The sequence below is a fragment of the Anaerostipes rhamnosivorans genome, from assembly GCF_005280655.1.
In the GTDB taxonomy this organism is placed as follows: domain Bacteria; phylum Bacillota; class Clostridia; order Lachnospirales; family Lachnospiraceae; genus Anaerostipes; species Anaerostipes rhamnosivorans.
Genome location: NZ_CP040058.1, coordinates 929,114 through 948,621 on the forward strand (window position 1 = coordinate 929,114; position 19,508 = coordinate 948,621).

Sequence of the window (19,508 nt, forward strand, 5' to 3'; positions counted from 1 at the left end):
ATGTTGGACCGAAAAAAGATACTGGCACTGCTGATTATGATTACAGTGGCGGCGCTGGCAGCTGGATATACAGTTTTTGCAGAAGAAAAGAAAGAACCTGCTTTGGCAGTGGAGTTTGCAGATGGAGGGGCAGATACTTTTTATACACAGGATAGAGAGTTGAAGATTGCTCTGCGCAGGCAGGATGTCCAACGGGAGAAGGTGATCTGTTTTGCGGAGGGAAATGACGGAAAAGAAAAATGGGATATATCAGATATTCAATGGACGTCTGACAGAGAAGGCAGTATCTTCTTCCGGCAGCAGGGCTGGTATCGGGTATCGGTTGTATATGAAGATGAATCCTATCCGGTACCGGAGTTCTGCCTGGAGACCAAAGCTCCAAAAGAGCCGGAGATTAATACAGGTCCATATGAGCAGGGAACATGGACGAATCGACCGGTTGAAATAAAGCTCTCAGGAGGCAGTTCATTTTCCGGTCTTTCCTGTTATGAATACAAAGAATCAAAAAAGGATCAGTGGACTACATATAAAGAAGATGGCATTAAAGTTCAGACAAATGGAAGACATACTTATCAAGTAAGGACAGTATCCAGAGCAGGGAACCGGAGCAAAGCAGTCCATGTTCCCGTGAACTTCTGGAGGGAGCAGGCAGGAAGACCGAACGTCAGCTGCGCGAAAGCAGAGAAAAGCGGCTGGTACCGAAAGGATGTAAAGATCCAGGTAAAAGAAAATAAGAGACTGGGTCCCCGCCTGAGGACGTGGATCAGGATCAAAGACCTGACGGCAGGGGATTCAAAGACAGTGGAGGGAAACAGGCTGATCTTATCTGAGGAAGGACAATATAAGGTCACGGTACGACAGAAGGATGAGGCGGGCAACAAGTCCAAAAGTTCATGGAGTCACTATATTTATCTAGACAAAACCCAACCTGATGTTACTATTGAGCGGGAACAGGGACAAACATACAGACGGGATGGATGCAGGATCAAGGTTTCTATGAAAGATCAGTTTCTGGACATAGACAGCATCCGCTGGGATACTACGGGGGAGATAAAGAACTTAAAAAGAAAAGGGAATATAACAACAGCTGATGTATGTTTCTCCAAGGAGGGGAGACAGAGGCTTTCCGTAAAGTGTAAGGATCAGGCAGGCAACTGTGCTGAATCCTTTGCCGAAGACTTTTTCATTGACAGGAAAAGTCCCAGTCTTAAGATTCAGGGAGTAAAGCCCTTTGGGATTTACAGCTTCGCAGCAGAGCCTCAGGTTTCCTGTACAGATGAAAGTCCAGCAGAGATTTCGCTTTTGTTGAATGGAAAAATAGTGAAGACGGAAAAAAGCCAGGCTGGAGAGCAGATTAAGATTTCCTATCAAAAGCTGTCAGAGGACGGATACTATTGTGTTGAGGTACGTGCCCGGGACAGCGCCGGAAATAAGACATCGGAAAAGGTATCTTTTACCGTCAGCTGTAAGGGAACAGAGATCATACCTGTCCAAAAAACTGTGCGCAATAATAGCACAGGGGAAAAGGAGTCCAGATACGGTTTTCATATAAAGAATGTTGTACCGTCCTACGTGGCCGAGTTTTCGGTAAACGGACGGACAGTACCGTATGAGAGAAAAGGGGATGATCTGTATGTGGACAGGCAGTATCTTAAGAACGGAACAAATCAGGTTAAGATAAAGGTGAAGGATTTGACCGGGCATGTGAACACGGTGGAAAAACCACTGGTGTTCAGCTACGATGCAGAGCCGCCAGTGATTCTGGTATCAGGAGTGAGAAACGGAAGTATTTATAAGGGCAAAAAAGAAATTCAGGTGAAGGTTCAGAATCAGAATGATCGTCTGACGGGTCTGTGGATAGATGAAAAAGAAATCCCGGTTGCAGGAGGGCGGGCAATAGTTCAGTGCAGGGCCGCAGGAAGACACAGGCTCAAAGCAGAGGCTGTGGGAGTATCAGGGAGCAAGTCCAGCAAAGCGGTTAACTTTGAAATAGATACCAAAGCTTCCGGAATTTCTGAAAGTACCCTTCAGTATATAGCCCCAGGCATCTATATCCTGACAGCATTCTATCTTGTGTTTTTCTTCTGGCGGACCCGAAATTCATAAGAAACAAGTTAAAATCTTCTTTATTCTGTGTTATAATGAGGCTTATTGCAGAGGTTTCGTGAAAGGAGATTTAAAATGGCAGAAGAAATAAAGGAAACAATGGAACAGTTTGAGAACGAACTGGAAGCATCCTTCCGCAAGATGGATGAGGGAGATATAGTTGAGGGAGACGTCTTAAGTGTCAGCGATGAAGAGGCAGTCATCGATTTGAAGTACTATGCTCAGGGGATACTAAAGGCAGCCGAATACAGTGATGATCCAAATGTCACTTTACCTGAGGTCCTAAAAGAGGGAGACAGAGTAAAGGCGAAAGTAATGTCTGTTGACGATGGGGAAGGAAATATCCTGCTGTCCAAACGGGAGGCCAATCAGGTTCTCGCATGGGATCGTTTACAGAAGCTGATGGATGAGGAGACAGTACTTACACTGACCGTAGGCGGAGTTGTCAACGGAGGAGTGATCGTTTATGTAGAAGGAATCAGGGGATTTATTCCGGCTTCTCAGCTTTCCCTGAACTATGTAGAAGATTTAAACACCTGGCTGAAAAAAGAAGTGGAAGCAAAAATTATTACTGTGGATGAGAGCAAAAACAGGCTTGTATTGTCAGCGAAAGAAGTTGCTAAAGCAAAAGCACAGGAAGAATTGAACCATAAGATGGCGATGATGCGCCCGGGGATGGTGCTGGAAGGCACTGTAGAAAATATCATGCCTTATGGAGCTTTTGTGGATTTAGGTGACGGACTCAGCGGTTTGATCCATATTTCCCAGTTCAGTGAAAAAAGGATCAAGAGTCCAAAGGAAATGGTGGAGGAAGGCCAGAAGGTCAAAGTCAAGGTGCTAAAGATTGCAGATAACAAGATCAGCCTGAGCATGAAAGCGCTGGAGGAATCCAAAGAGGCTGAGAAAGTTGAGACTGGTATAGAATATAAGGAAGAAGAAAAGGCACAGACTAGCCTTGGAGATTTGCTGGCAAATATTAAGTTATAATCAGAGAGGAATCAAAAGATGGCAGGCTCAAGTATTGGCACAATATTCAGAATTACAACGTGGGGGGAGACACACGGGGAAGGACTTGGAGTCGTGGTGGATGGATGCCCGGCGGGGCTTTCGATTACTCAGGAAGAGATCCAGCAGTTTTTAAACCGAAGGAAGCCGGGACAGTCAAAATATACAACACCAAGAAAAGAAGATGACCAGGTAGAGATCCTTTCTGGGATTTTTGAGGGAAAGACAACTGGGACACCAATCTCCATGGTTGTTTATAACAGGAACCAGAAGTCGAAAGACTACAGCCAGATTAAAGATATCTATCGGCCGGGACATGCGGACTACACATATGATGCCAAATATGGGATCCGTGATTACCGGGGCGGTGGAAGGTCTTCAGGACGGGAGACCATCGGACGGGTAGCTGCAGGTGCGGTGGCTTCCAAGCTGTTAGAAGAACTGGGGATCACGATTTCCACATATGCCAGAGAGATCGGTGGTATTTCTATAGATATAGAACGGTTTCAGAAGGAAGAGATTTTTAGGAATCCTTTTTACATGCCGGATAAAGAAGCAGCAGTTCAAGTCCAGGAATATGCGGACCGCATGATGAAAGAAAAAGATTCCATGGGAGGTGTCATCGAGTGTGTTGTGGAAGGCTTAAGGCCAGGCATCGGAGACCCGGTGTTTGAAAAGCTGGATGCCAACTTGGCCAAAGCCATACTTTCCATTGGAGCGGTCAAGGGATTTGAAATTGGAGATGGATTTGCGGCGGCATCATCCAACGGCTCTGTCAACAATGACGCCTACTGCTGGCAGGATGGCAGATTTATAAAGAAGACGAATCATTCAGGCGGAGTTCTGGGAGGTATCAGCGACGGAAGTCCTCTGGTGTTCCGCGCTGCAGTCAAACCGACTCCTTCCATTGCCAAGACTCAGTCCACAGCTGGAAAAGACGGTGAAGAGATAGAGCTTTCTGTCAAGGGAAGACATGATCCGATGATCGTACCGAGAGCGGTGGTAGTCGTGGAATCAATGGCGGCAATTACTGTTGCAGACGGACTGCTCATGAACATGAGTGCCAGCATGGACTCTGTGAAAAAAATATACGAATAATGGTGAGAAAATGTATCAGTTAATAAAAAAAGACGGAAAAGCGAAGAGAGGCCGGTTGACGACCGTACATGGTACGATTGAGACCCCAGTTTTTATGAATGTGGGGACAGTCGCGGCAATAAAAGGTGCGGTGAGCACCGATGACTTAAGACAGATCAAGACACAGGTGGAGCTTTCCAATACCTATCATCTCCACGTGAGAACGGGAGACCGTTTAATCAAAGAGTTCGGGGGGCTTCATAAGTTCATGAACTGGGACCGCCCGATCCTTACAGATTCCGGGGGATTTCAGGTCTTTTCTCTGGCCAAGCTGCGTAAGATAAAAGAAGAAGGGGTTTCTTTCTCATCCCATATCGATGGCAGGAAGATATTCATGGGACCGGAGGAGAGCATGCAGATCCAGTCAAATCTGGGTTCCACCATTGCTATGGCCTTTGATGAATGTCCGCCCCATCCGGCAACTAGAGAATATATGCAGAATTCTGTGGACCGCACTACCAGATGGCTTGTGCGCTGCAAAAAGGAGATGGAGAGACTCAACAGCCTTCCGGATACGGTCAATCCGCATCAAATGCTGTTTGGAATCAACCAGGGCGGGACATTTGAGGACATCCGGATCAATCATGCGAAAGAGATCTCTCGTCTTGACCTGGACGGCTATGCGCTGGGCGGACTGGCAGTAGGAGAATCACACTCGGAGATGTACCGTATTCTGGATGAAACCGTACCGTTTCTTCCGGAGGCAAAACCGACTTACCTGATGGGAGTGGGAACTCCGGCTAATATTCTGGAGGGAGTAGATAGAGGAGTGGACTTTTTTGACTGTGTTTATCCAACAAGGAACGGACGACACGGACATGTTTATACCAACCACGGAAAGATGAATCTGTTCAATAAAAAGTATGAACTGGACCACAGACCTATCGAGGAGGGATGCCAATGCCCGGCATGCAGAAGCTATAGCAGGGCCTATATCCGGCATCTGCTCAAGGCAAAAGAAATGCTTGGAATGAGATTGTGCGTCTTGCATAACTTATATTTTTATAATACAATGATGGAGGAGATTCGGGAAGCCATCGAGCAGGGATGCTACAAGGAGTATAAAGAGAGAAAGCTTTTCGGTATGGAAAACAAGTGATCAGGATTCAAGCAATTGAATTTGATATATTATTATTTTAAATGGAGGAAAAGAAACAAATGCAATCACAATTAGGCTTAATTTTGTGGATCATCGTAATTTTTGGAGGTATGTACTTCATCATGATTCGTCCACAGAAGAAAAAAGACCAGCAGATGAAGGAATTGGCTGCTTCTCTGGAAGTAGGGGACAGTGTACTTACGATCAGCGGATTTTACGGCGTTGTAGTGGATGTTGTAGATGACAGAACGATTGTTGTGGAATTTGGAAATGACAAGCACTGCCGTATCCCTATGGAGCGCGCTGCGATTTCACAGGTCGAAAAACCAAACCAGGGAACAAAAGAAGATTAATACACAGGGACGGCGCTGCATTGCGCCGTCCTTTCTGTACCAAAGATGTAGGACGGATTTTGCGGACATTCAAAATAAAAAAGAATGTGGAGGTAACAGACAATGGCAAAGACAATTTTTGAGGAAATGGGCGGCAAATATCAAAGGCAAGGCGATTACTTAATACCGTGTTTGACTGTACCCGCCGAAGAAGAACAGCCGATAGGCATCTGGGGACAGCGGCATTTGGATTATCTGAAGCATCACTGTAAAGTTACATACACCAATCTTCTTACAAGCGGCAGACTTAACGCTTACCTTGCCGACATTGACAGACAGGCACAGGAACGCTTTGAAAGGCTCATAGAGGGTATGAAACAGGCACAGGGCATAACGGAACAGCTAAAGGCAGAAAACGCCTTAGAATGGACAGGATGCCTCAATAACATAAGGGCTTGTGCGAGGGAGATTGTGGAAAAGGAAATTATTTTTGCATAAACAGATGATTAGTGGCAGGGGGAAATCCTGCCGCTTTTTCTGCTTTAGTTTGTCAGCTTGACAAATAAAGGGTTAAGGAATATAATTAGATTCAGTATTATACAAGGAGTTAATAAATATGCGGCAAGGTATTCTTAAATAAACTGTCAATTTGATAGTGGGAACAAAAAGTAGCAGTCCCGTTTCACTTTTAATATGGGGCTTAGTTTTTTGTACCCAGTTTAAGAATACTTTTATCATGTAATTTTATATGCCCGAAAACATATAAGTGTTTTGGGGCTATTGGAGTTATTTACCCAGTGATAGGAGTATTTATCACTGGGTATTTTTATGCCCTTTTTTGGGTGTTGATAGGAGGAAAATCACATGAAAATAATTAACTTAGGCATTCTGGCTCACGTTGACGCAGGAAAGACAACATTAACGGAAAGTTTATTGTATACCAGTGGTGCAATTGCAGAACTAGGGAGCGTAGATGAAGGCACAACAAGGACAGATACCATGAATTTGGAGCGTCAAAGGGGAATCACTATCCAGACAGCAGTGACATCTTTTCAGTGGGAGGATGTAAAAGTCAACATTATAGATACGCCAGGCCATATGGATTTTTTGGCGGAAGTATACCGTTCTTTATCCGTATTAGACGGAGCAGTATTATTAGTTTCTGCAAAGGATGGCATACAGGCACAGACCCGTATACTGTTTCATGCACTACAGACAATGAAGATTCCGACAATTTTTTTCATCAATAAAATTGACCAAGAGGGGATTGATTTGCCAATGGTATATCGGGAAATGAAAGCAAAGCTTTCTTCGGAAATTATAGTGAAGCAAAAGGTTGGGCAGCATCCCCATATAAATGTAACGGACAATGACGATATGGAACAGTGGGATGCGGTAATTATGGGAAACGATGAACTATTAGAGAAATATATGTCAGGGAAACCGTTTAAAATGTCAGAACTGGAACAGGAAGAAAACAGGAGATTCCAAAACGGAACGTTATTTCCCGTTTATCACGGAAGCGCTAAAAACAATCTGGGGATTCGGCAGCTTATAGAAGTGATTGCCAGTAAATTTTATTCATCAACGCCTGAAGGTCAATCTGAACTATGCGGGCAGGTTTTTAAGATTGAATATTCAGAGAAAAGGCGGCGTTTTGTTTATGTGCGTATATATAGCGGAACATTGCATTTGAGGGATGTTATTAGAATATCTGAAAAAGAGAAAATAAAAATCACAGAGATGTGTGTTCCGACAAACGGTGAATTATATTCATCCGATACAGCCTGCTCTGGTGATATTGTAATTTTACCAAATGATGTTTTGCAGCTAAACAGTATTTTGGGGAACGGAATGCTGTTGCCGCAGAGAAAATTTATTGAAAATCCTCTCCCTATGCTCCAAACAACGATTGCAGTAAAGAAATCTGAACAGCGGGAAATATTGCTTGGGGCACTTACAGAAATTTCAGATGGCGACCCTCTTTTAAAATATTATGTGGATACTACAACGCATGAGATTATACTTTCTTTTTTGGGGAATGTGCAGATGGAAGTCATTTGTGCCATCCTTGAGGAAAAATATCATGTGGAGGCAGAAATAAAAGAGCCTACTGTTATATATATGGAAAGACCGCTTAGAAAAGCAGAATATACCATCCACATAGAAGTCCCGCCAAATCCTTTCTGGGCTTCTGTCGGGTTGTCCATAGAGCCGCTCCCTATTGGAAGCGGAGTGCAGTATGAAAGCAGAGTTTCACTTGGATATTTAAATCAATCGTTCCAAAATGCGGTTATGGAGGGGGTTCTTTATGGCTGCGAGCAGGGGCTGTATGGATGGAAAGTGACAGACTGTAAAATCTGTTTTGAATATGGATTGTATTATAGTCCTGTAAGTACCCCCGCAGACTTTCGGCTGCTTTCCCCTATCGTATTGGAGCAGGCTTTAAAAAAAGCAGGGACAGAACTATTAGAGCCATATCTCCACTTTGAAATTTATGCACCGCAGGAATATCTCTCACGGGCGTATCATGATGCTCCAAGGTATTGTGCAGATATTGTAAGTACTCAGATAAAGAATGACGAGGTCATTCTGAAAGGAGAAATCCCTGCTAGATGTATTCAAGAATACAGGAACGATTTAACTTATTTCACAAATGGGCAGGGAGTCTGCTTGACAGAGTTAAAAGGATACCAGCCAGCTATTGGTAAATTTATTTGCCAACCCCGCCGCCCGAATAGCCGTATAGATAAGGTTCGGCATATGTTCCACAAGTTAGCTTAACAGCTTGCAAAAGTCATATAAAATGAGATTTGAAAGGATTAGAGACTAATTATGATGAAATGCGAATGGATATTGTGTCCTGTTTGTGGGAGCAAAACCCGTAATAAAATTAGGAAGGACACTGTTTTGGAGAATTATCCCCTTTATTGTCCAAAATGCAGACAAGAAAGATTGATTAAAGTTGACAACTTGAAGATAACTGTCATCAAAGAGCCAGACGCTTAAGACGCAGAGCCGATGAAATTGTGGAACAATTCACGAATCATCGGCTCTTTTTGTTTCGTATTTGAAAGAACAAACTCACCAAATAAAAAAAACGATATTCGGGTGGGTTATTTTGTTATACCCTAAATTACCCTCTGAATTTGTTTTTAAATTTGGAGGGATTTTTTTATGTCCTTTTTTCGGGCAGTTATCTATCTGCTCATACGAAGCAAAATTTATCAATACATAGCATATCAGAGAACGGCAGGAAACCAGTTAAAAAAATTTCTGCCTATGCAACGGTACTTCCTGCCTTGAAAGTAGAAGTACAATCTCCATACAATAGAATTACTATTTCCTATAACCGTAAAGGTCACAGAGCCTTTGCGGTTTTTCTTTTGTCGATTTTTGTTGGAAAGTGCCGTAGGGCTGTTTCTGATATGCGGTGTCGTTCTCCGCCTCTCCATCTGGATTTTTTACATTTCAAAAATTCAGATGGGAGGTATTTATGGTGAAATATGCACCAAGAAAGGTATTTATCAAAGAAAGCGGCAGATATGTGGAACTGTCCTACATGGATTTCTGCCGCCGCAGGGAATCCGACCAGACCTACATGGACAAGCTGTTTATTCCCGTTCAAGGCTGTCTGCTTGAAGTCGTGAGGGAGCAATACACGGACTTCTACCGAGATAAGGAACGGTGGCGTTATCTGAAAAAATTAGATACGAAGAACAGCTTGCTTTCTCTGGATGGATTTACGGACAGCGAGGGGAAGCCTTTAGACTTTATCGCTGATGAAGCGGCGGACATTGCGGAAACCGTTGTCAATGCGGTTATGGTGGACAGGCTGAAAGCCGCCCTGCCTTTGCTGTCGGATAGTGAACAGGAATTGATACAGGCAATCTTTTTTGACGGACTTTCTGAGCGTGAAGTCGGGGCGAGGTTCGGCATAACCCAGAGCGTTGTGAACAAACGCAAAGCCAGAATCCTAAGAAAACTAAGAAAGATAATAGAAAATTAAAATTTAAGGCGTTCAGCCCCCTTGTTTTTTCCTTTGGGAAAATGAGGGGGTTTTTCTCTGCCCTCTCAATCAATTCTGATTGGAGGAAAAGAAGCATGGCATATAACCACGGACGGGAGGACAGGAAATGGCGTATCTGGAAAGAAGCGGAGGAAAAGCTGCTGCGTGAGTGCGGCGTTGATGAAGCGACCATTGAGCAGATACGCATTGCGGACAGGGCAGACTTCAATTCCAACAGGCGGTTTTACCGATGGACGAATGACGTTGCGGAATACCTTGAGGACATGGCAGACAGGGAGTGGCAGACGGAAGTGGGTACGGTTGCGGAGTTACTGGACGAGATTGAGAGCGAAAATCTCTATCAAGTATTAGTCGCGGTGGACGGGCGTACCTTGAAAATCGTCCTGCTGAAAATGCAGGGGTATTCCACAAAGGAGATTGCCCCGCTTGTGCATTTGACGACTGGTGCCATCTATGCGAGGTTAGACCATCTGCGGAAGAAGCTGCGGAAAATTTTGTAAGCGTCTAATACATCCCATTATCCTGCGGGCTACTGGGTGGGGAGTGGAATCTCCCCGCTTATTTTTTGGCAGGAGGACAGCGGGATGGCATACAGGGTTAAGGCATACACGCTTCGGGAGGAATCCACGGAAAGTAGCACAAGGTATTTTATCAGTTTTAAGGACGGGCAGGGCAAATCCCACGAGTTGGAAGTGTCGGAACAGTTCTTTATGGAGTTTCGGCAGATGGAACGCAGGAACAGGAATCTTCTCCAATGGGACGAGCGGCACAGGGAGTTTAACGAGGTATGGGACGAAACCCTTTACAGACGGGCGTTGCGTGTGCCTAAGAGCCTTGATGAACGCATGATTGAAGAAGAACGGAATGAAACGCTCTGTAAGGCGGTTGAGAGCCTGCCAGAGATACAAAGGCGGCGTTTCCTGCTTTATTACGAGCATGATTTCAATTTTTACCAAATCGCTGCGATGGAGCATTGCACCGCTTCAGCAATACAGAAATCTGTTGCGATTGCAAAGGAGAAAGTAAAGGCGGAAATGAGGAAATATCTCCAACCGTGACTGATACCGCCCGAAAAAGAAATCTGTTTTTTATTTGTGTGGGATTGGCGGCATTACATACTCTCACTTTTTTTCGTGGGAGTAAATCTATTTCTAAGGAGGTCAACGCCTATGTGTAACGAAAACAAAGACACCGCCCGAAAGGAGGAAAGCCATGCAGAAGTTACAGACAGTCAACGCCGAAACGCTCCTTTATGAACCGCTTGAGAAGCAGTCCTTTGTGGTGGACAGCCTTATCCCCACAGGATTGTCGCTGTTCTGCGGCTCACAGAAGATAGGCAAGAGCTGGCTCATGCTGAAGCTATGCCTATGCGTGTCGCAGGGACTTCCCTTGTGGGATATGCCGACAATGGAGGGCGACGTGCTTTACCTCTGCCTTGAGGACACGTTCTGCCGCATACAGGACAGATTATTCCGCTTGACGGACGAAGCAAGCGGGCGGCTTCACTTTGCCGTGGCAAGCTGCAAGCTGTCAGACGGTCTTATCGTGCAGCTTGAGGATTATCTGAAAGATTACCCAGACAGCAGGCTCATTGTGATTGATACCTTGCAGAAAGTCCGTACAGCTTCAAAAGACAATGCCTACGCAAGCGACTATGGGGACATCTCCCTCATCAAAGACTTTGCCGACAGGCACTCTCTGGCGGTCATTGTCGTACACCACATCCGAAAGCAGAATGACAGCGACGTGTTCAACAAGGTGTCTGGGACGACAGGATTAACGGGGAGTGCGGACGCTACCTTTGTTCTGGAAAAGGAGAAACGTGCGTCTGACACCGCCAAGCTGTATGTGACGGGCAGGGACACGCCTTATCAGGAATACACGCTGCGTTTCCGTGATTGCCGTTGGGAGCTTGTGGAGCGGAAAACGCAGGAGCAGCTTGCGAAAGAAACGATACCAGATGTCCTTTTTCGGTTGGTGGATTTTATGAGGGATAAGGAAGAATGGATAGGCACGGCAACGGAACTGTTAGCCGCTATGGGGGAAACGGAAACCATACCCACGGTGATTACGAAATGGCTGAATGAATACCGCACCACATTTTTAAGCGAGAACCGTATCTGCTACCAGTACAGCCGCAGGAAAGACGGCAGGCGGATTGCCCTTGCAAGGAGGGCGGGTGACAGCGGTGACGGTGGTGACAGCGATATTAGGATACCCCCCTGTTACTGTCATTGACGCTTAAAGCCATGTAAAGCTGGCGGCTCTGCCCTGCGGGTGACAGCAGTGACGGTGGTGACAGTGATTTTAGGATACCCTGCCGCTGTCATCCCTACGGGAGAACACCCCGTAAACGCAAAATGCAGGCGTGAGATTTACTCGCCCTTTTCGGTCGTGTAAAACCACCCCTGCGGTCAGAAAAATCATTCCGATTTTTCCGACTGCGTTTACAGGGTGTAACACACTACACTTTGCCCTGCAAAGTCGTGTGCCAGACGTTCCCTCTGGACTCCCTTAAGGCAGGGCTGTGCCCTGCTATCCTACGCCTTACGGCTTCGGATAAAAGAATGGCGGCATGACGGTGACGGCTCTTGCGAGGGGGGGGGTATCCCAAAAACACCGTCATCATCGACATGACCGTCATGCAGGGGGTGAGGGTGACAGTTGCGGCAGTCGGCAGGGGGTATCCCAAAACTGCTGTCACCACCGTCACCGCTGTCACCCCAAAGGACGGTCACCCGCCGAAAGAAAGGAGGAATCCGCCTATGCCTTATGCAATCCTGCGTTTCCAGAAACGAAAAGCGGGCGGCGTTGCGGCTTGTGAACGCCACAACGAGCGGAAGAAAGAAGCCTACAAAAGCAACCCAGATATAGATATGGAACGCTCTAAAAACAATTACCATCTCATAGCACCACCAAAGTACACCTACAAGAAAGAGATTAACCGCATGGTAGCCGAAGCGGGGTGCAGGACAAGGAAAGACAGCGTGATGATGGTGGAAACGCTCATCACAGCTTCACCAGAATTTATGAACCAGTTACTGCCCGAAGAACAAAAAGCGTATTTCCAGACGGCTCTTGACTTCATTTCGGAGCGTGTTGGAAAGCAGAATATCCTCTCCGCTGTCGTCCATATGGACGAGAGAACGCCCCATATGCACCTCTGCTTTGTGCCGATTACGCCAGACAATAAGCTGTCAGCGAAAGCTATCTTAGGCAACCAGAAATCATTATCCGAGTGGCAGACCGCCTACCATGAGCGGATGTCCTCACGGTGGAATCAGCTTGAACGGGGGCAGTCCTCAATGGAAACCAAGCGGAAACACGTCCCCACATGGCTCTATAAATTAGGCGGTAGGCTTGATAAACAGTATGAAGAAATCGTGTCTGCCCTATCCGACATCAACGCCTTTAACGCAGGGAAGAAAAGGGATAAAGCGTTAGATTTACTCTCTGCATGGCTGCCAGACGTGGAGAAATTCTCTAAGGAAATCGGGAAACAGCAGGCGTATATCGACAGTTTGAAAGAGAGAATTGGGCAGGAATCAGACTATGCGGGGCGTATGCGTGATGAAAAGTACGAGCAGGAACTAAAGGTGCAGAAAGCGAATCAGAAGATATTTGAATTGCAGAGAACCAACGAGCAGATGGGGCGGCTGCTGTCAAAAATACCGCCCGAAGTGTTGGAAGAATTGCAGAAAAATCATAGAAGCAGAGCGAAAGAAAGGTAGATATGTGAATGAAGAAACAGGATTTTAAGGTGTTAAAGACCAAAGACTTGTACCCGTTCCCCGACAATCCGTTTCATGTGGCAGAAGATGAAACACTGTCAGAGTTAGCGGAAAGCATCAAGGAATTTGGCATTGTCACGCCGATAATCACACGCCCGAAAGAGGACGGGAACGGCTATGAAGTGATTGCGGGACAGCGGCGTGTCCGTGCTTCTGAACTTGCAGGGATAAATACCGTGCCTGCGTTTGTCCTGCCCTTAGACCGTGACCGAGCCATCATCACCCTTGTAGACAGCAATTTGCAGCGTGAGAATATCCTGCCATCGGAGCGGGCGTTTGCTTACAAGATGAAATCCGAAGCCATGAAGCGGCAGGGTTTCCGCACGGACTTAACCTCGTCACAAGTTGTGACGAAGTTGCGGACGGACGACAAGGTGGCACAGGGCTTCGGCGTGGGCAGGATGACCGTGCAGCGTTTTATTCGCCTGACGGAACTGATACCGCCGATTTTGCAGATGGTGGACGAGGGGAAAATCGCCCTCACGCCTGCGGTGGAACTGTCCTTCTTGAAGAAAGACGAGCAGGAAAACCTCTTTGCCACGATGGAGAGCGAAGAAGCAACGCCCTCACTCTCACAGGCACAGCGGATGAAAAGCCTAAGCCAGAGTGGGCGGCTTGACATGGATATGATATTTGCGATTATGACGGAGGAAAAGGGAAATCAGAAAGAAACCTTGAAAATCAACACAAGCAAGCTGAAAAAATATTTTCCGAAGAACAAAACGCCGAAGCAGATGGAGGAAACCATCATCAAACTTTTGGAGCGTGAGTTGCAGAGGAAACGCAACCGTGACAGCCGCTAATCTTCTTTTTTCGGGAAGTAAATACAGAGAGTTGAGGTAGAGAGAATGAAAGAAATCCAGTATGAAATCGTAAAGGAAATCGCAGTATTGTCTACGGGCGACAGTGGCTACACAAAGGAAATCAATCTCATTTCATGGAATGGGAAAGAGCCGAAGTATGACATCCGCAGCTTTTCCCCGAACCGTGAAAAGTGCGGCAAGGGAATCACGCTGAACGCTGATGAAGCGGCGGCACTCCTTAAAGCATTGCAGAAAGAATTAAACAGCGAGGATTAATGGTATCTGATTGGCAGGGCGGGGACATTTCCAAACTCTTCCCTGCCCTGTCTGGAAAGGAAGATTTAAGTATGGGCGAGGATAAGAAAGCAGATAAAAAGAGAAAGCGTATCGTGCCAAAAGCACCAGTGCAGATGATAATCAGCCGTGAATATGTCGGCACACAGACCGTTACAGAAGCGTTTGTCCCGATTATCTCCGAGGATATTCGGAAGAAGATTGCCGAGGGCGACACCTTCGACAATGAGGGGCTGTCCGCTTAGAATGTACGCAATGGGACATGAAAACAGATAGGACAGATACGGAGGTTTTACAGTATGGCGGGAATCAAAGAAGAAAAGAAAATCTATTTAGTCGGCATTTATTGCCGCTTATCTAAAGATGATGGTACGGATAACGAGAGTGCGAGCATTGCGACACAGAAATCCATCCTCACGGATTATGTGAAAAAGCAGGGATGGCACATAGCAAAAACGTATGTGGACGATGGTTATTCTGGTACAAATTTCCAAAGACCAAGTTTCCAGAATATGATAAAAGACATTGAAAGCGGTCTGATAAACTGCGTGATTACGAAAGATTTATCCCGTCTGGGGAGAAACTATCTTGATTGTGGGTTATATCTGGAAGTTTTCTTCCCAGAGCATAACGTGAGGTATATAGCGGTCAATGACGGCGTAGATACCTTGAATAAATCTGCTATGGACATCACGCCTTTCCGCAACATTTTAAACGAAATGTATGCCGCTGACATATCTGTTAAGATAAAATCGGCATATCGGGCGAGGTTTCAACAGGGGAAATTCATGGGAACTACCGCCCCTTATGGCTATATCAAAGACCCTGCCGACCACAACCATCTGCTGATAGATGATAAAGTGGCACATGTTGTAAAAGAGATATTCGACCTTGCATTAAAAGGGAATGGAGTTGCCAAAATTTGCAGACATCTTAATAAACAGCATATCCTACGCCCTGCCGCTTATGCGGCGGAGCGTGGCGAAACAGGCTTTGAACGTCATTTTGAGGGGAACGAGGACAAACGCTATATTTGGAGTGGAAACAGCGTGAGGAGCATTTTAAGAAGCCCGATATATGCGGGAAATCTTGTAGGCTACAAACGGATTGCCGCCAATATGAAAAGCAAGAAACGCCCCTCTAAGCTGCCCGAAGAATGGGAAGTGATACCCAATACCCATGAGGGAATAGTCACGCAGGAGGAATTTGATATTGTCCAACAGCTTATTACAAGTCGTAGGCTTCCACAGAACAAGGGAGGATTTGTAAATATTTTTGCAGGCGTTATCAAGTGTGTGGACTGCGGATGTGCTCTGCGGGCAATGAACGTACACAGGAGGAAACGCCCAGAGATTATCGACTGTGTACAGTATTCATGTAATAATTATGCAAGAAACGGAAGAAGCGAGTGTAGTGCCCACAATATAGAAGCAAGGGATTTATTCAATGCCGTTCTTGCCGACATCAACTGTTTTGCGGATATGGCAGTGAATGATGAAAAGGCGGTCAGGGCCATAGAAAAGCGGCTCACGGAAACAGACCAGAGCAGGGCGAAAGCATTAGAGAAAGAACGTAAGAAGCTGAACAAACGCCTTGCGGAACTGGACAGGCTGTTTTCCTCTCTCTACGAGGATAAGGTCATGGAGCGTATTACCGAGCGGAATTTTGAGATGATGTCGGGGAAATACCAGAAAGAGCAGCTTGAAATTGAAGCAAGGCTGAAAGAGGTGACGGAAACTCTTAATGAAAGCTACGAGAAATCACGGGGAATCCGTGACTTCCTCGCCCTTATCCGAAATTATCAAGGCTTAAAAGAACTGGATGCAACAGTTATAAACGCACTCATAGACAAGATACTTGTTTCGGAGCGTGAGAAGATGGCAGACGGAACAGTGAAGCAGGAAATCAAGATTTACTATAAATTCATCGGCTTTGTCGATGAATTACATATCATACCTACAAAACGGTGGGCAGCAATGCCCGCTAAAAACTGTACGGTGTGCGGCGTTGAATATGTCCCGGGCTCTGGTGCATCAAGGTATTGTTCTGCTTGTGCCAAGAAGATACGGAGGGAGAAATCAAACGAGAGCAAACGCAGGAGCAGAGAACAGAAAAGGATAGCATGTATGAACTGTCCGCAAAAAATGACCGACTGAGGGCGACTTTTGAAGGGGTATGAATCAGAGGACATGGACTGGCGAAAGCTTCTAGGAGGATTATTCATGTACAGAACACCGTTTCCCTATTATTATGACATTGTCGGCAGTTTCCTGCGGACTGAAACACTGAAAGCTGCCAAAAGGCAGTATAAGCAGGGCGATATGAGTGCCGTTAAACTAAAGAGGATTGAAAACCAGGCGGTCAGAGAATTGGTAAAAAAACAAAAAGAGGCCGGACTGAAGGCGGTCACCGACGGGGAACTTCACAGGCGGTGGTGGCACCTTGATTTTCTTTGGTATTTAAACGGGATTGAGAGAAGAAAATACAAAGAAAGACCGGAGATCTTCAGGGAGGAAAAGACAGAACCCGAGACACTGATGATCTGCAACAGGATCAGTTTCGGCAATCATCCGTTTCTAAACCACTACAAGTTTCTGAAGTCTATTGCAGGTAAAGCTACAGCTAAGATGACAATTCCATCACCAGCCATGCTGCATTTGATCTGCTGTGTGCATCCGGAGACATACCGTCCTATACCTGCTTATAGGGATGAAAAGAATCTGTTTGAGGACATCATCACAGCATACCGTAAGGCTTTAAAGGCCTTTTATGATGCAGGCTGCCGATATCTGCAGTTTGATGATATCTCATGGGGAGAATTCTGTTCAAAAGAACGGAGGGAGGTCTATCAGAAACGTGGGATTAAAATAGAGGATCTGGTGGAGCAATATGTCTGGCTGGTCAATCAGGTGTTGAAGGGCAAGCCGGCAGATATGACCGTTGCTATTCATATCTGCCGGGGCAATTTTCATTCTGCGCGTATCATTTCCGGAAGTTATGAGTTTGTAGCAGAAAAATTATTTGGGGAATGTGAGGCGGACGGTTTTTTCCTGGAATACGACAGCGACCGGGCGGGAGATTTTAAACCTCTCAGGTACATAAGAGATCAAAAGGTCGTGCTTGGACTGTTCTCCACCAGATCTCCGGAGATGGAAAAGGATGGAGATATCAAGAAGAAGATCTTAGAAGCCTCAGATTATGTATCCTTGTCCCAGCTCTGTCTGAGCCCGCAGTGTGGGTTTGCCTCAGAGGAGGAACAATGCTTTTTGACAGAGGAACAGCAGTGGGAAAAGATCCGGATCATGAAGAGAATTGCGGATGATATATGGAAGAAACCGGCAGGGGCATAAGCCCTCTGCCGGCCATTTAAGTTTACGCCAGTGCCCCTCCCAAGGTGCCTCCGGCTATGCATAACAGCATTGCGGTGATTCGTTCTCCGCTTAACAGTGTCTGATTTTGATCCAGAAGAAGAGAGATCAGAAAAAGTACGACAAAATACAGAAGGCCAACGGCAAGGCCCCACAGGAATTTTCTTTTTCCCATTTTTTTGCCGATGATAAATCCTGCGAATACAGATGCGGCTACATAGGTAAAGGTTACGCCAAGGTTCGCCACTTTTGTGCTGACTTCGGTCTGATACATGATAAAAGCCAGAATACATAGAATAATTCCTGTCAGTATGTAGGAGAAAATTAAGCTTTTTAAGAGTGAAATACCAATATTTTTATTTTCCATGGGATGCCTCCTTTTAGTAAAATTTTATGCAGGATGCCTTCATTCTATGACTATAGGCGAGAAAGGAAAGACAATGATTGACTTACATTTGCACTCAGATGCCTCAGATGGGACAAATAAACCGCTGGAAGTGCTGCGGGAGGCAAAAGAAAAAGGACTTTATGCCATCGCGCTTACTGACCATGACACGGTTAAGGGGATTCCAGCTATACTTGATTCTGGGGAACTTTCAGATATACGGTTTATGCCCGGGATCGAGCTATCCTGTGAGGCCGAAAAACACGAGATCCATATACTGGGTTATGATATTGATATCAATGATAAAAAATTGCTTGGAACCCTGGAACACCTGCGGAAAGGAAGAAGGCAGAGGAATCTTTCTATGATTCGTAGATTCCAGGAGGACGGGATTCCGATTACACTTGAAAAGCTTCTGCACGGAAATGAACATACCGTGATCACAAGAGCCCACTTTGCACGAGTTTTGATTGAGGAAGGCTACTGCAGCAACAAGGACCAGGCTTTTAAAAAGTTTGTGGGAGACGGCTGTAAATATTATATTCCCAAACCTTACTTTGCCCCAGAGGATGCAGTCCGGCTGATCACGGATGCAGGCGGAGCGGCAGTGCTCGCCCATCCTTTCCAGTATCATTTTTCTAATCAGGAACTCGAGGAACTGGTGAAAGAATTGACTGCTTATGGATTGAGCGGACTGGAAGTATACCATTCTTCCCATCACTACGGACAGATTGTAAAGCTTACAGAATGGTGCAGGAAGTATGGGCTTCTGGCCACCGGAGGCTCGGATTTCCATGGAAGCAATAAGCCGGATATTGAGATCGGGACCGGACGGGGGAATTTAAAGGTGCCCGATCACCTCTATGAGGAATTAAGAACTTATTGTAATTCCAAAAAGGATATGATATAATGGGCAAGTTAAAAAGGGAATAAGAGAGATTCATATTGAAGGAGGAACTTGGCATGAAGCACATTAAGACTCTAACCAATAAAACATTGCAGAACACAGTAAAGAAAGGCGGATGCGGTGAGTGCCAGACATCCTGCCAGTCAGCATGCAAGACATCCTGCACCGTAGGAAACCAGAGCTGCGAGCACAGCAAATAATCCACGGCGGGAAAGAGCAGTAAGAAAGAGAGGCGGTTCCTTTTTGAACCG

At 45.8% G+C, this 19,508-nt stretch carries 20 protein-coding genes and 1 pseudogene; 20 read left to right on the forward strand and 1 reads right to left on the reverse strand.

What is annotated here, in order from left to right; translation table 11 throughout:
- The 18 genes and pseudogenes from AR1Y2_RS04585 to AR1Y2_RS04680 all read left to right on the forward strand — a co-directional run bounded on the left by AR1Y2_RS04585 (position 1) and on the right by AR1Y2_RS04680 (position 17,947).
- Positions 1-2,106, forward strand: a complete 2,106-nt coding sequence (locus tag AR1Y2_RS04585) for a hypothetical protein (RefSeq protein WP_137327917.1) — start codon at positions 1-3, stop codon at positions 2,104-2,106.
- A gap of 75 nt (positions 2,107-2,181) precedes the next feature.
- Positions 2,182-3,093: a S1 RNA-binding domain-containing protein gene (locus tag AR1Y2_RS04590; RefSeq protein ID WP_137327918.1), complete on the forward strand. Its 912-nt coding sequence runs from the start codon at positions 2,182-2,184 to the stop codon at positions 3,091-3,093.
- An 18-nt stretch (positions 3,094-3,111) separates the two neighbouring features.
- Positions 3,112-4,209 (forward strand): chorismate synthase, encoded by a 1,098-nt coding sequence (gene aroC, locus AR1Y2_RS04595; RefSeq protein WP_137327919.1) that lies wholly within the window; start codon positions 3,112-3,114, stop codon positions 4,207-4,209.
- Positions 4,210-4,219: 10 nt separating this feature from the next.
- Positions 4,220-5,347 carry a tRNA guanosine(34) transglycosylase Tgt gene (gene tgt / locus AR1Y2_RS04600; RefSeq protein WP_137327920.1) on the forward strand — a complete coding sequence of 376 codons (1,128 nt, stop codon included), beginning with the start codon at positions 4,220-4,222 and terminating at the stop codon, positions 5,345-5,347.
- Positions 5,348-5,406: 59 nt separating this feature from the next.
- Positions 5,407-5,700: a preprotein translocase subunit YajC gene (gene yajC, locus AR1Y2_RS04605; RefSeq protein WP_137327921.1), complete on the forward strand. Its 294-nt coding sequence runs from the start codon at positions 5,407-5,409 to the stop codon at positions 5,698-5,700.
- Positions 5,701-5,802: 102 nt separating this feature from the next.
- Entirely contained in the window at positions 5,803-6,177 is a 375-nt protein-coding gene (locus tag AR1Y2_RS04610; protein ID WP_003831705.1) for a TnpV protein, read from the forward strand.
- 366 nt (positions 6,178-6,543) lie between these two features.
- Positions 6,544-8,463, forward strand: coding sequence for a tetracycline resistance ribosomal protection protein Tet(O) (gene tet(O) / locus AR1Y2_RS04615; protein ID WP_137327922.1), 1,920 nt, complete (start codon positions 6,544-6,546; stop codon positions 8,461-8,463).
- A gap of 54 nt (positions 8,464-8,517) precedes the next feature.
- A complete protein-coding gene (locus AR1Y2_RS04620) occupies positions 8,518-8,688 on the forward strand; it encodes a cysteine-rich KTR domain-containing protein (RefSeq protein ID WP_004614788.1) in 171 nt (56 codons plus the stop codon).
- Between the two features lie 490 nt (positions 8,689-9,178).
- Entirely contained in the window at positions 9,179-9,688 is a 510-nt protein-coding gene (locus AR1Y2_RS04635; protein ID WP_024376807.1) for a sigma-70 family RNA polymerase sigma factor, read from the forward strand.
- Positions 9,689-9,783: 95 nt separating this feature from the next.
- Entirely contained in the window at positions 9,784-10,209 is a 426-nt protein-coding gene (locus tag AR1Y2_RS04640; RefSeq protein ID WP_036257229.1) for an RNA polymerase sigma factor, read from the forward strand.
- A gap of 84 nt (positions 10,210-10,293) precedes the next feature.
- Positions 10,294-10,767 (forward strand): RNA polymerase sigma factor, encoded by a 474-nt coding sequence (locus AR1Y2_RS04645; protein WP_007392105.1) that lies wholly within the window; start codon positions 10,294-10,296, stop codon positions 10,765-10,767.
- 154 nt (positions 10,768-10,921) lie between these two features.
- Positions 10,922-11,954 (forward strand): annotated as a pseudogene (locus tag AR1Y2_RS04650) (AAA family ATPase).
- Between the two features lie 520 nt (positions 11,955-12,474).
- Positions 12,475-13,440 carry a MobV family relaxase gene (mobV, locus tag AR1Y2_RS04655; RefSeq protein ID WP_007392109.1) on the forward strand — a complete coding sequence of 322 codons (966 nt, stop codon included), beginning with the start codon at positions 12,475-12,477 and terminating at the stop codon, positions 13,438-13,440.
- Between the two features lie 8 nt (positions 13,441-13,448).
- On the forward strand, positions 13,449-14,303 hold the full coding sequence (locus tag AR1Y2_RS04660) for a ParB/RepB/Spo0J family partition protein (RefSeq protein WP_007392036.1): 855 nt from the start codon (positions 13,449-13,451) through the stop codon (positions 14,301-14,303).
- Between the two features lie 45 nt (positions 14,304-14,348).
- Complete coding sequence (locus AR1Y2_RS04665; RefSeq protein ID WP_000659122.1) at positions 14,349-14,579, forward strand: YdbC family protein; 231 nt, start codon at positions 14,349-14,351, stop codon at positions 14,577-14,579.
- Between the two features lie 71 nt (positions 14,580-14,650).
- The gene (locus AR1Y2_RS04670; RefSeq protein WP_001820669.1) at positions 14,651-14,842 is read left to right on the forward strand and encodes a hypothetical protein; all 192 of its coding nucleotides are present in this window, start codon (positions 14,651-14,653) and stop codon (positions 14,840-14,842) included.
- Between the two features lie 54 nt (positions 14,843-14,896).
- Complete coding sequence (locus AR1Y2_RS04675) at positions 14,897-16,753, forward strand: recombinase family protein (protein WP_007392129.1); 1,857 nt, start codon at positions 14,897-14,899, stop codon at positions 16,751-16,753.
- Between the two features lie 66 nt (positions 16,754-16,819).
- The gene (locus AR1Y2_RS04680; RefSeq protein ID WP_137327923.1) at positions 16,820-17,947 is read left to right on the forward strand and encodes a 5-methyltetrahydropteroyltriglutamate--homocysteine S-methyltransferase; all 1,128 of its coding nucleotides are present in this window, start codon (positions 16,820-16,822) and stop codon (positions 17,945-17,947) included.
- Positions 17,948-17,969: 22 nt separating this feature from the next.
- Here AR1Y2_RS04680 and AR1Y2_RS04685 read toward each other — a convergent pair whose 3' ends face one another.
- Entirely contained in the window at positions 17,970-18,332 is a 363-nt protein-coding gene (locus AR1Y2_RS04685) for a TIGR04086 family membrane protein (protein ID WP_137327924.1), read from the reverse strand.
- Positions 18,333-18,405: 73 nt separating this feature from the next.
- Between AR1Y2_RS04685 and AR1Y2_RS04690 the strand changes: the two genes are divergently transcribed.
- Positions 18,406-19,260, forward strand: a complete 855-nt coding sequence (locus AR1Y2_RS04690) for a PHP domain-containing protein (protein ID WP_137327925.1) — start codon at positions 18,406-18,408, stop codon at positions 19,258-19,260.
- A 53-nt stretch (positions 19,261-19,313) separates the two neighbouring features.
- Positions 19,314-19,457, forward strand: coding sequence for a six-cysteine ranthipeptide SCIFF (gene scfA, locus AR1Y2_RS04695; RefSeq protein ID WP_006566408.1), 144 nt, complete (start codon positions 19,314-19,316; stop codon positions 19,455-19,457).
- Positions 19,458-19,508 lie beyond the last annotated feature (51 nt).